General features: G+C 62.6%; 11 protein-coding genes. All 11 read left to right on the top strand.

Translation table 11 applies throughout. The annotated features are described in order from the left end of the window. The first annotated feature begins 10 nt into the window (after positions 1–10). The 11 genes from JKL46_RS06575 to JKL46_RS06525 all read left to right on the top strand — a co-directional run bounded on the left by JKL46_RS06575 (position 11) and on the right by JKL46_RS06525 (position 11,248). A complete protein-coding gene (locus tag JKL46_RS06575) occupies positions 11–1,240 on the top strand; it encodes an ABC transporter substrate-binding protein (RefSeq protein WP_201831066.1) in 1,230 nt (409 codons plus the stop codon). Positions 1,241–1,299: 59 nt separating this feature from the next. Further along, positions 1,300–2,199 (top strand): NAD(P)-dependent oxidoreductase, encoded by a 900-nt coding sequence (locus JKL46_RS06570; RefSeq protein WP_201831064.1) that lies wholly within the window; start codon positions 1,300–1,302, stop codon positions 2,197–2,199. Between the two features lie 8 nt (positions 2,200–2,207). Further along, a complete protein-coding gene (locus JKL46_RS06565) occupies positions 2,208–2,516 on the top strand; it encodes a UxaA family hydrolase (RefSeq protein ID WP_201831061.1) in 309 nt (102 codons plus the stop codon). Positions 2,517–2,543: 27 nt separating this feature from the next. Then, positions 2,544–3,368 (top strand): SDR family NAD(P)-dependent oxidoreductase, encoded by an 825-nt coding sequence (locus tag JKL46_RS06560; RefSeq protein WP_201831059.1) that lies wholly within the window; start codon positions 2,544–2,546, stop codon positions 3,366–3,368. A gap of 118 nt (positions 3,369–3,486) precedes the next feature. Then, entirely contained in the window at positions 3,487–4,881 is a 1,395-nt protein-coding gene (locus JKL46_RS06555; protein WP_201831057.1) for an ABC transporter substrate-binding protein, read from the top strand. Then, positions 4,878–5,828, top strand: coding sequence for a carbohydrate ABC transporter permease (locus JKL46_RS06550; RefSeq protein ID WP_201831055.1), 951 nt, complete (start codon positions 4,878–4,880; stop codon positions 5,826–5,828). Before JKL46_RS06555 ends, JKL46_RS06550 begins: the two co-directional genes overlap by 4 nt. After that, complete coding sequence (locus tag JKL46_RS06545) at positions 5,825–6,664, top strand: carbohydrate ABC transporter permease (RefSeq protein WP_201831054.1); 840 nt, start codon at positions 5,825–5,827, stop codon at positions 6,662–6,664. Before JKL46_RS06550 ends, JKL46_RS06545 begins: the two co-directional genes overlap by 4 nt. After that, complete coding sequence (locus tag JKL46_RS06540; RefSeq protein WP_246529185.1) at positions 6,661–7,713, top strand: ABC transporter ATP-binding protein; 1,053 nt, start codon at positions 6,661–6,663, stop codon at positions 7,711–7,713. Before JKL46_RS06545 ends, JKL46_RS06540 begins: the two co-directional genes overlap by 4 nt. A gap of 34 nt (positions 7,714–7,747) precedes the next feature. Further along, complete coding sequence (locus JKL46_RS06535) at positions 7,748–8,497, top strand: GntR family transcriptional regulator (protein ID WP_201831053.1); 750 nt, start codon at positions 7,748–7,750, stop codon at positions 8,495–8,497. A gap of 45 nt (positions 8,498–8,542) precedes the next feature. Further along, the gene (locus tag JKL46_RS06530; RefSeq protein WP_201831052.1) at positions 8,543–10,177 is read left to right on the top strand and encodes an arylsulfatase; all 1,635 of its coding nucleotides are present in this window, start codon (positions 8,543–8,545) and stop codon (positions 10,175–10,177) included. 114 nt (positions 10,178–10,291) lie between these two features. Next, complete coding sequence (locus tag JKL46_RS06525; protein WP_246529184.1) at positions 10,292–11,248, top strand: formylglycine-generating enzyme family protein; 957 nt, start codon at positions 10,292–10,294, stop codon at positions 11,246–11,248. Positions 11,249–11,362 lie beyond the last annotated feature (114 nt).

Here is an 11,362-nt window from a genome sequence, read left to right as displayed (position 1 = left end):
GGAGCATACAATGACAACGAGCAAGACCATCACATTAGGCCGGCGCGGTTTCCTGCTGGGCGCGGCAAGCACGCTCTGCGCACCCGCCATCGTGCGCGCGCAGGGCGCAAAGGCCGCCAAGGTATCCGTCGGCCGCCAGCCCTATGCGGCGGGAAATTCCCCCGTGACCCAATACATGATGAATGAGAAGCTGTTCGAGAAGGCCGCATCCGAACTCGGCTACGATCTGACGGTCGATTGGCGCGACTATCCCTCGGCCCTGCCCATGGTGGAGGCCTTCATCTCGGGCAATCTCGATATCGGCATGTGGGGCAACACCCCCATCGTGCGCCTGCTGTCGCAGAACCAGGGCATCCATGTTCTCACCGTCGGCGAAGGCCATTTGCGCATGGTGCTCTGCACGCGTCCGGATTCGCCGATCCGCAACATGGAGGATCTGAAGGGCAAGACGGTTGGCGCGCTCGTCGGCGGCGATCCCTACAATGCTCTCTCGCAGATGCTGCTGCACGAACTCGGCAATGCCGACCCTCGCGCCTTCGACATCAAGGTGGTCAACACGCCGACGCAGGCGCAGGCCGCCTCCCTGCCGAGCGGCATGGATGCGGCGATCGCGATCTACCCGGCCTTCCTCAAGGCCAATGCGGAGATCGGCACGAAGGGCATCGTCAATTCGTTCGGCTACACCGAGGCCGGTTACAAGGGGCCTGCGGGCGAGGGTGCGGGAATTCTGCTGCCCGGCGTGAAGAAGTCGCCCTTCTTCCCCGACGGGTATTATCTCCACCGTTCGTTCTGGATCTGCAGCGAGCGGATGCTGTCGTCGGATGCGGCGATCGGACAAGCCTTCCTCATCGCCCTGCAGCGGGCCGTCGTCGCTTTGGGCAAGATGAAGCCCGGCGACATCTCCGAGATGGTCTCGAAATACTGGGGCCTTTCGCCCGAGCTCGGATCGAAGATCGTCGAGGACGAAGTCCTGTTCCAGCGCGGCTGGATCTGGCCGACCGAAGGCGATGCGGCCGCGATCACGCAGATCTCGAACTTCATGGTCGAGGGGAGGCTCATCCCGAAACCTCTCACCTTCGACCAGGTCAAGTCGGCCTTCAGCAAGGCGGCTCCGCTGCTTCAGAAAGCCTATGAGGCAACAGGCAAGATGCCCGCCGAGTCCGACTTCACCGCAAAGGGGGCGAAGGATCTGCGCGGCCTGCCGGCCTGGCAGATGAACAGCTGGAAGGCGCCCGCATAAGAGAGCGGCAATCGCCTTCCCAAGACACGAAACCTGAATCGAGACTAAGGAAAGAACGAATGACTTCCGTGGGATTTATCGGACTCGGCACGATGGGTGGGCCGATGGCGCGTAACGTGCTCAAGGGCGGCCATGACCTCGTCGTCCTCGATATCAATCAGGCGGCGGTCGCAAAACTGACGGGGGAGGGGGCGAAAGCCGCAGCCTCCCCGAAGGAAGTGGCGCAGGCGTCAGAGATCGTCATCACGATGCTGCCGGATGCGCCCGACGTCGAGCGCGCCGTCCTCGGGCCGGACGGGATCCTCGCCGGGCTGCGCCCCGGCAGCGTCTATATCGACATGAGCACCATCGATCCTGCCACCACGCAGCGGATCGGGCGGCTGGTGACGGAAAAGGGCGCCGCCATGATCGACAGTCCCGTCGGCAAGACGGCCGAGCATGCGGTCGCGGGGACGCTCACCCTCATGATCGGCGGCGAGGAGGCGGTGATCGAAAGAGTGCGGCCGATCCTCGGCCTGATGGGCAGCGATCTCATCCGGTGCGGCGATCTCGGCGCCGGCCAGGCGATGAAGCTGATCAACAACCTGCTCGCGAGCATCCTGCTGGAGGCCAGCGTCGAGGCGCTCGTGTCCGGCGTGAAGGTGGGCTTGACGCTCGACACGATGATCAGCGTGCTGAAGACGACCATGGCCTGGAACAACCAGCTCGCCATCGCCATGCACAACCGCGCGCTCAAAGGCGATTTCGAGCCGGGATTCATGGTGAAGCTCGCGCACAAGGATTGTCGCCTGGCGATGAGCATGAACGAAGGGCTCGGCCTGAAGGCTCCCGTGGGCGCTGCGACGCTCGCGGCGCTCCAGGAGGCGTTGGACGAGGGCCTTGGAACGAACGATGTCGGGTCCCTGCTCCGCCTGCGTGAGAAGGCGGCGGGCGTCACGGTGCGCCTCGGTCAGGCGTGAGCTGCCGCATGAGTGCTGAAACGCCGCAATCGGAGACAAGCGCGATCGTTCTCGATCCTGCCGATGATGTTGCCGTGCTCGTCGCACCGGTCGAGGCAGGTGCGCGCGTCAATGTCGCCGGCTCTGACGGCGTATTGTCCTTGCCGGTTCGCCAGACTCTGCCGATGGGGCACAAGATCGCCCTGCATGCGCTCCCCGCGGGCAGCCAGGTGCGCAAATACGGCGAGGTCATCGGACGTCTCACGGAGCCCGTTGCGCCGGGCGATCATGTTCACATCCACAATCTCGCGAGCCAGAGGGCCGTGACGCGGCCGTAAGGCAAACTCTCGGAAATGGAAAAACTGATGTCAGCTCAGGATGTCGCTTCATCGAATGCAAGATCGATCGCCCAACGCTTCTCGATGGCGGGGCGGCGGGCGCTCGTCACTGGCGGCAGCGTGAGCATGGGCCGCGAAATCGCCGTTGCTTTCGCAGAGGCAGGAGCGGATGTCGCAATCCAATATTCGAAAGCGGCGGACATTGCCTTCGGAAAGGAGAATGCCGCGGAGGAGTTGATCCGCAAGATCGAGACCAGAGGCCGGCGCGGCGTCGCGATCGAGGCGGATTTCGAGATCGCCGGGGAAGCGAAGGATTGCGTTCGCCGGGCCGCGGCGCATCTTGGTGGGCTGGATGTTTTGGTTGTCTGCGCGTCGATCCAGTACCGCACGCCGTTCCTGGATATGCCGGAGGAGCAGGTGGAGCGTCAGATCCAGATCAATTTCAGAGCTACGATCGAGCTGCTTCAGGCCGCCCTGCCCTTGATGAAGGAGGCGGGCTGGGGGCGCGTCGTCACCATTGGGAGCATCAACCAGGCCAAGCCCGAATCCGAACTCACGGTCTATGCGGCGCTCAAGAGTGCACAGCACAATCTCGCGATGAACTTGGCCAAGGACTACGCCGTCCATGGCGTCACCATCAACAACCTGTCCCCGGGCCTCGTCGCTACCGAACGCAACAAATGGCGCCGGGCCGACCCTGCAATCTGGGCCGAGATCCAGCGGAATTCCTGCCCGATGCAGCGGGCCGGCGAGGCACATGAGGTCGCGGGAGCGGCTCTTCTGCTCTGCTCCGAGGCAGGAAGCTTCATCACGGGGATCGATCTGCAGGTGACGGGCGGGCGCCATCTCTAGACCGGTGCAAGGACCGGGGCCGGAGGGAGCCTCAAGGGAATGGCCGCCCGCTTGACATGTCCTAACAATGTGATGTTTGTTAGAACAAAGATATAAAAACGGTCACGGGAGGAAGCACATGAAGAATACCGAATTCACTCGGCGTGCCTTTCTGAAATCGGGTGTCGCCACATCTGCCGCCCTGGCTGCGGCGCCAAGCCTTCTGAACGGCGCGATGGCGCAGGAGGCAGACCTCGCACCCTACAAGGCGGCCAAGATCGACTGGCAGCAGTTCAAGGGCGAAACCATTACGGTTGCGGTCATTCCCGCGACCTATTTCGACAACCTGATCACCCTGGCGCCGCAGTTCGAGGCACTCACCGGCATCACGGTGCGGTTCGAAAAGATCCCGCCGGCGCAGATCCGCCAGAAGAGCGTGATCGACCTGACCTCTAAAACCGGCACCTACGCCACCCATGCCGCCGACCCAATGTATTATTCTTTGTATGCGGCGAACAAATGGGTCGAGCCGATGGAGACCTACCTCTCCGACGCGTCCCTGACCGATCCGGCCTGGTTCAAGCTCGACGATATCGTCCCGGCCTGGCGCAACGCCAACAGCGTCGACGGCAAGCTGCTGGGCATGCCCTATGACGGCGAGGTGACCCTGCAGGTCTACCGCAAGGATCTCTATGATGCGAAGGGGCTGAAGCCTGCGGATGATCTGCAGACCTTCGTGTCCAACGCCGCGGCCGTTCACAATCCGGACGCCCGCGTCTGGGGTGCCGCCCTTCGCGGCGTCGCCGGCGCCGGCCAGAACGTCTACATCTATTCGTCACTCTTCCGCGAATTCGGCGGGCAGTGGTTCAAGGATGGGCGCCTCACCGTCAACGGGCCCGAGGCCGAGGCGGCGCTCACCTGGTATGTCGACCTGATGCGCAAATATGCGCCAGCTGCGGCGCAGAACTGGAACTGGCCCGACATCGCCGATGCCTTCTCGCAGGGCACGATCGGCACCTATGTCGATGCCCATTCCTCCGCTTCCGTGGTCAACAATCCCGAGAAGTCGAAGGTGATCGGCAAGGTCGCCTACGCCCGTTGGCCGAAAGGCCCGTCGGGCAAGCGCGTGACATCGATCTGGAACTGGGGCTTTCCGATCAATGCCGCGCTGCCCGACAAACGCAAGAAGGCGACCTGGCTCTTCATCCAATGGGCGGCCTGCGCCGAGACCCAGGCGCGCACGGCGCATCGCTTCGCGGGCCCCGCCAAGCGCTCCGGCGTCAACCGGATCTCGATCTGGCAGGATCCCGCCTATGTGGGACTGATGCGCGGGTTCGGCGACAACTTCGTCGAGGCGACGCTCGCGTCTCTCCAGGACGACACCGACGTCGATTGGCGTCCGCGCGTGCCGCAATGGCCTGCCATCGGTGACACCCTGGCGACCGCCATCCAGTCGGCTCTCGCGGGTCAGGCAACGGCCAAGGCCGCCCTCGACGAAGCGCAGAAGCGCATCGAGCCGATGATGCGTGGATGACGATGGCGAAGTCGCTTGCTGCAGAACCGGCCGGTCTTGGCCGTGTGATGTCGCCATCCGGCACGGATTACAGCAGGGCTCTGGCCGTTCGGGAGCGCCGTTTCGCGACGGCGCTCCTGGCGCCGGCCTTCCTGGCGCTGATGGCGACCACGACCTTCCCGCTTCTCTACCTGATCTGGACCAGCGTCCACCGCATGGATCTCGCCATGCCGTTTGCCGACGGTTTCGTCGGCTTCGACAATTACCGCGAGCTTCTGCAGGACAGTCGCTTCTGGGCCTCGCTTGCGGTCAGCCTGATCTATACGGGAACCACGGTCGTTCTGCAGGTCGTCATCGGGCTGGCCCTGGCGCTGCTCGTGATGGGGATGAAGCGGGGGCAGGGGCTCTTCCGCATCATCGCCATCCTGCCGGTGGTGCTGTCTCCGGCGGTGGTCGGCATGGTCTGGCGTACCTTCATGCTCGCGCCCGAATTCGGCATCGTCGATTACTTCGCCATCATGGCCGGGCTCGGAAGCCAGAACTGGCTCGGCGATCCGACGCTCGCGCTAGTTTCCGTCGTCGTGATCCACACCTGGCAGTGGACTCCCTTCGCCTTCATGGTGCTGCTCGCCAGCCTCGCCGCGTTGCCCGACGACATCTATGAAGCTGCCCGGATCGATCGCGCGAGCGCGTGGCAGCGGTTCAAGCGCATCACCCTGCCGCTGCTCCGTCCCGCCATCGTAATGGTGATCATCATGCGCACCATGGTGGCGCTCACCGCCTTCGCCGCCATCTTCACGGTGACCGGTGGCGGGCCCGGAACGGCGACCGAGATCCTCAATCTCTACGCCTACCGCAAATCCTTCACCGAATTGTCCATCGGCTACGGCTCGGCCCTTGCCGTCGCGCTCCTGATCGTGACGGTGCTGATCTCCGCGGTGCTCTTTGCCGTCAGGAGAGCGCGATGATCGACAAGAGGTTCCGCATCGCCGCGGTCATCGGCATCTCTCTGGTCTTTCTTCTGGCCTGGGTGTTCCCGATCGTCTGGAGCGTCATGAACTCCTTGAAGACCGAGCAGGACGTTCTGGCCTATCCGCCGAAATTCCTGTTCGCGCCGACGCTCGCCGCCTATCGCGACGTGCTGTTCGGATCGGGCTCCATCCTCCCGAACCTTTTGAGCAGCTTCATCATCTCGATCGGCACGACCATCGTGACCATGATCATGGCCGTGCCGGCCGCCTATGCGCTCGCCCGGCTGCGGGTTCCGGGCAAGAGGTTCGCCGGGTTCTACGTGCTCGCGACCCAGATGCTGCCGCCCGTCGGCATCATCATTCCCTACTTCCTGATCCTGCGGAACATCGGCTGGATGGATACGTACCAGGGCATCATCCTGATCTACCTGTCCTTCTCGCTTCCCTTCGCGATCTGGCTCCTGGTCTCGTATTTCGAGGACATTCCCTTCGAGATGGAGGAGGCCGCCTATATCGATGGTGCAAGCCGCTGGAAGACCCTGTGGCGGATCATCATCCCGCAGGTGCGCGGCGGCATCGCGGTGACCGTCGTGTTCGTATTCCTGAATGCCTGGAACGAATTCCTCTTCGCGGTCGTCCTAAGCGGCAACACCGTCCGTCCGGTGACCATCGCGATGTTCAACTTCGTCTCCGTCGAGCAGACCCTCTGGACGAAGCTCGCCGCCGTTTCCGTCCTGGCCATGCTGCCCGTGATCGTCCTCGGCATCGTCGCACAAAAACATATCGTCAAAGGTCTCACGGTCGGTGCCGTGAAGGGAGGAGGGCGCCGATGAACATGCGCGGACAGGTTCACTTCGACCGCATCGTCAAGATGCATGGAAATTTCAGCGCCCTCAAAGGGATCGACTTCACCATCCAGCCAGGGGAGTTCTTCGCCCTGCTCGGGCCGTCGGGCTCTGGAAAGAGCACGACCCTGCGCATCCTTGCGGGGCTCGACATGCCGACCTCCGGCACGGTGGTGATCGACGGCAAGGATGTGACCGCTCTCGACGCCAAGGACCGCGACGTCGCCATGGTGTTCCAGAGCTATGCCCTCTATCCGCACATGACGGTGTTCGAGAACATTGCCTTCCCGCTGGAAATGGCGAAGGTCGGCAAGGCGGAGATCGAGCCTGCTGTCCGCGAGGCGGCGCGCAAGGTCAAGATCGATCATCTCCTCGACCGCAAGCCCGGACAACTTTCCGGCGGACAGCAGCAGCGCTGCGCCCTGGCGCGGGCCATCGTGCGGAAGGCGCGTCTCTTTCTCCTCGACGAGCCGCTCTCCAATCTTGATGCCAAGCTGCGGCTGGAAACGCGGATCGAACTCAAGAAGCTGCAACGCTCGCTCGGCGTAACGGCGGTCTACGTGACCCACGACCAGGAAGAGGCCATGACCCTTGCGGACCGCATGGCGGTGTTCATGGAAGGTCAGATCCAGCAGATCGGCCGCCCCTCGGAAGTGTTCGCGAAGCCGAATTCGGTCGATGTCGCGGCCTTCATCGGCTCTCCTCCGATGAATCTGATCGAAGGGCGCTATGCGGATGGCCATGTGGAGATCGAGGGCCACCGGCTCAGAACATCCCATCAGATCGCCGGATCGCGCAATGTGATCGTCGGCATCCGCCCGGGGGCTATGCGGCTTGAGGCTGGCGGACTTCCGGCAACGGTGGATCTCGTCGAAGACCTGGGCGATACAGCGGTGCTCGATCTCACTCTGGGCGGAGCGACGTTGCGCGCGCGCGTCAGCGACGGGCCCGTGCCGAAAGAGGGGCAGGCGGTGTCCGTGACCGCGCGCCCCGAGGACATTCATCTTTTCGACGCTACCACGCGCAAGCGTCTGTGACATTGGAGAAAGTTCGCCCTGGCGGACGAAGACCATGAGAAAGCAAGCCGCACATCAGCAGCCACAGGATGACAAGGATCCGCTTCACGTGCAGATCCGTGAGGCGATCCGCCGTCGGGTCCGGGACGGAGATCTCGTCAACGAGAGCGGTCGTCTCATGACGGAAGCGGAACTCGTCAAGCATTTCGGCGTAAGCCGGGTCACCATCAGAAACGCCATCAAGCCACTCGTGGACGAAGGCATGTTCGAACGCGGCCGCGGCCGCGGCACGTTCCTGCGCTCCAATCAGCCCGAGAACTGGATGGGCCGGCTGATGGGTTTCTCCGAAACCATCAAGGATGCCGGCTACGAGCCGGGCGCGCGCATCCTGCATCAGGGGATGACGAACCGGCACGACGATACGGTGCGGGAGCTTCTGCGGGAGCGGGCGGTCTGGGAGCTGAAGCGCATTCGCCTGGCGGACGATATGCCCATGGCCATCGAGCATGCCTTCTATCCACCCGATATCGGTCTCGAGCTGGAGAAGCGCGATCTGACATCCATCGTCATGTATCGTGTGTTCGAGGGTGATCTCGGCATCGAGATCAAGAACGCGGTGCAGACGATCAGTGCTACCTCGGCCGATCGCCTCACCGCGGACCTGCTCGGCGTGGAGAAGGGAAGCCCGCTTCTCTCCATGGAGCGCCTGACGATCGCGACAGACGAACGGCCGCTCGAATTCCTGCGCTCCGTCTATCTTCCCGACTATTTCCGGTTCTCCATCAATCTGTCCCGACGCTTCTGATCGACGCTCCGGCAGCGCGGCAACAACGACCAAGAAAGGTGATCAATGAGCAAACCTGGCACCACGCAGGCAAGCCCCAACATCCTGTTGATCCTGAACGACGACATGGGCTTTTCGGATATCGGCTGCTACGGCGGTGAGATCGACACTCCCAACCTCGACCGCTTGGCCCGGGACGGCCTGCGTTACTCGCAGTTCTACAACACGGCACGCTGCTCGCCCTCGCGCGCCTCGCTGCTGACGGGCCTTCACCCGCACCAGACCGGAATCGGCATTCTCACCTACAGCACCGGGCCCGAGGGCTATGCCGGCGACCTGAACCGGAACTGCGTCACCATTGCAGAGGTGCTCAAGCGCAGGAACTACAAGAGCTATCTGAGCGGCAAATGGCATGTCGCCAGCAATCTGACCGAGCCGACCGATGCCTGGCCCCTGCAGCGTGGCTTCGACGAGTTTTTCGGCACCATCATCGGAGCCGGAAGCTTCTATCACCCCAACACGCTGACGCGCGGTAACGAAAACGTCGAGCATGAGGCCGAGCAGAATCCGGAATTCTTCTACACGGATGCGATCAGCGATCAGGCGGCGGACTTCATCCGCGCGCATAAGAAGAACCATCCCGATGCACCGTTCTTCCAATATGTCGCCTACACCGCCCCGCATTGGCCGCTGCATGCCCATGAGGAGGATATCGCCAAGTACAAGGGCCGCTTCGATGCAGGCTGGGACGAGCTGCGCGAGGAGCGTCTGGAGCGCCTGGTGAAGAGCGGCATCATCCATCCGTCCTGGAAGCTCACCGACCGCGATCCCAGCCAGCCGGCATGGACAGAGGCCGACCACCGCGCGTGGCTGCTGCGCTGCATGGAGGTCTATGCCGCTCAGATCGATCGTATGGACCAGGGCATCGGGCGAATCCTCGCCGCGCTTGAAGAGACGGGACAGCTCGACAATACCTTGGTCATCTTCCTCTCCGACAACGGCGCCTGCGCCGAGGACATTCCAGAAGGAGTGACTGCGAAAGAGCTGGTCGATCAGCTGATGATCGCGAAAGCCACGACGCGCAAAGGCGAGCCGGTCCGTTTCGGCAATTATCCGGATATCATGCCCGGCGCCGAGGACACCTATCAGAGCTACGGGACCGCCTGGGCGAACCTGTCCAACACGCCGTTCCGGCTCTACAAGCACTGGATCCACGAAGGCGGTATCGCGACGCCTCTGATCATGCATTGGCCGGAGGGCATCACAGAGAAAGGCGCTCTGCGTCATCACCCGGGCCAGCTCACCGACATCATGGCCACCATCCTCGAGGTGACGCAGGCCGAATATCCGCAGATCTATCAGGGCAATGCGATCCTTCCTTACGAGGGCGAAAGTCTTGTGCCGTCCTTCGGCTCCGACGAAACCTCGCGCGGTCCTCTGTTCTGGGAGCATGAGGGCAACGCGGCCGTGCGCGTCGGCCAGTGGAAGCTCGTGCGCAAATATCCCGGCCCGTGGGAACTCTATGACATGGAAGCGGACCGCACGGAGATGAACGATCTTGCGGCACAATATCCCGACAAGGTTCGCGAGATGAAGGAACTTTACGCCGCCTGGACCGAACGCTGCGGCGTCATTCCGCGCGAAAAGATCCTCGAATATATGGCGCAGCAGGAAGGCACTGCCTTCTGGGAGGACAAATAGGCGGCGGTTACGCGCTATCCGCCGATGGCAAAGGAGCAGGGACGGGACAGGGGACAGCCTGTCCCTGCACCGTTTCTAGACCGGCCGTATGCGGTCGGGATATTGGATGGTTCGATGACAGACAGGAGTGGCGGTTGTTGCGGCATTTCCCGTGAGGATGTCCGGGCATTGGTGGACAATGCTCAACCTCAGATGCCGCGTGGCAGCACAGTCCCAGCGATGCGCTGGAGTCATCTCGACGGCGGCGAGTTCACCATGGGCACGTCCGGACACGAAGGCTTTGCAGGCGACGGCGAGGGACCGGCGCGCCGGGTTCGCCTCGACCCCTATTCCATCTCAATCTATGCCGTCACGAACGGGCAGTTCGGCGCGTTCGTGCGCGACACCGGCTATGTCACGGAGGCCGAGCGCTTCACCTGGTCCTACGTGTTCCATGCTCTTGTTTCCGACGAGCTGAAAAGCCGTGTCGTGAAAGTGCCGGCGCAGACGCCGTGGTGGCTGCCGATCACCCATGCCTATTGGGCGCAGCCGGAAGGTCCCCGCAGTATGATCCTCGACCGCCTCGACCATCCGGTCGTTCACGTCTCCTGGCACGATGCGAAGGCCTACTGCGCCTGGTCGGGAACCCGCCTTCCCACCGAAGCGGAATGGGAATTTGCCGCAAGAGGTGGGTTGGAGAATGCGCTCTATCCCTGGGGCGAGGAACTCACTCCTGACGGGAAGCATCGCTGCAATATCTGGCAGGGGCATTTTCCCGTCGTGAATACTCTCGATGATGGATATCTCGGAACTGCGCCGGTCGATGCATACGAGCCGAACGGCTATGGCCTCCACAACATGGCCGGCAATGTGTGGGAATGGTGCGAGGACAATTTCTCGCCGAACTATCACCGGGAAACCTCCGACCTGAACCCCCTCTGCCGGGGCGAGATCGACAACAGATCCATGCGGGGCGGCTCGTTCCTCTGCCACGAATCCTATTGCAACCGGTATCGCGTCGCCGCGCGGAACTCCAATGCGGCCGACAGTTCCGCGAGCAATATCGGTTTCCGCGTCGTTCAATCCTCATGAAGAGTCTTACAGGCCTGTGACCTATTACCTTCCCATAGCCGAGATGCCTGTGAGTGTATTGCTCATTCTTGGGATGGGTGCGGCGGTCGGGTTCATCTCGGGTCTGTTCGGCAT

Origin of the sequence: Microvirga zambiensis WSM3693, assembly GCF_016735695.1 — a bacterium.
GTDB classification, from domain to species: Bacteria; Pseudomonadota; Alphaproteobacteria; order Rhizobiales; family Beijerinckiaceae; genus Microvirga; species Microvirga zambiensis.
This window is presented reverse-complemented; position numbering and strand designations above follow the sequence as displayed.

What these genes read in the sequence shown, in the direction of transcription:
- JKL46_RS06575 (WP_201831066.1), top strand. Translation starts at nt 11, where the DNA reads ATGACAACGAGCAAGACCATCACATTAGGCCGGCGCGGTTTCCTGCTG.
- JKL46_RS06570 (WP_201831064.1), top strand. Translation starts at nt 1,300, where the DNA reads ATGACTTCCGTGGGATTTATCGGACTCGGCACGATGGGTGGGCCGATG.
- JKL46_RS06565 (WP_201831061.1), top strand. Translation starts at nt 2,208, where the DNA reads ATGAGTGCTGAAACGCCGCAATCGGAGACAAGCGCGATCGTTCTCGAT.
- JKL46_RS06560 (WP_201831059.1), top strand. Translation starts at nt 2,544, where the DNA reads ATGTCAGCTCAGGATGTCGCTTCATCGAATGCAAGATCGATCGCCCAA.
- JKL46_RS06555 (WP_201831057.1), top strand. Translation starts at nt 3,487, where the DNA reads ATGAAGAATACCGAATTCACTCGGCGTGCCTTTCTGAAATCGGGTGTC.
- JKL46_RS06550 (WP_201831055.1), top strand. Translation starts at nt 4,878, where the DNA reads ATGACGATGGCGAAGTCGCTTGCTGCAGAACCGGCCGGTCTTGGCCGT.
- JKL46_RS06545 (WP_201831054.1), top strand. Translation starts at nt 5,825, where the DNA reads ATGATCGACAAGAGGTTCCGCATCGCCGCGGTCATCGGCATCTCTCTG.
- JKL46_RS06540 (WP_246529185.1), top strand. Translation starts at nt 6,661, where the DNA reads ATGAACATGCGCGGACAGGTTCACTTCGACCGCATCGTCAAGATGCAT.
- JKL46_RS06535 (WP_201831053.1), top strand. Translation starts at nt 7,748, where the DNA reads ATGAGAAAGCAAGCCGCACATCAGCAGCCACAGGATGACAAGGATCCG.
- JKL46_RS06530 (WP_201831052.1), top strand. Translation starts at nt 8,543, where the DNA reads ATGAGCAAACCTGGCACCACGCAGGCAAGCCCCAACATCCTGTTGATC.
- JKL46_RS06525 (WP_246529184.1), top strand. Translation starts at nt 10,292, where the DNA reads ATGACAGACAGGAGTGGCGGTTGTTGCGGCATTTCCCGTGAGGATGTC.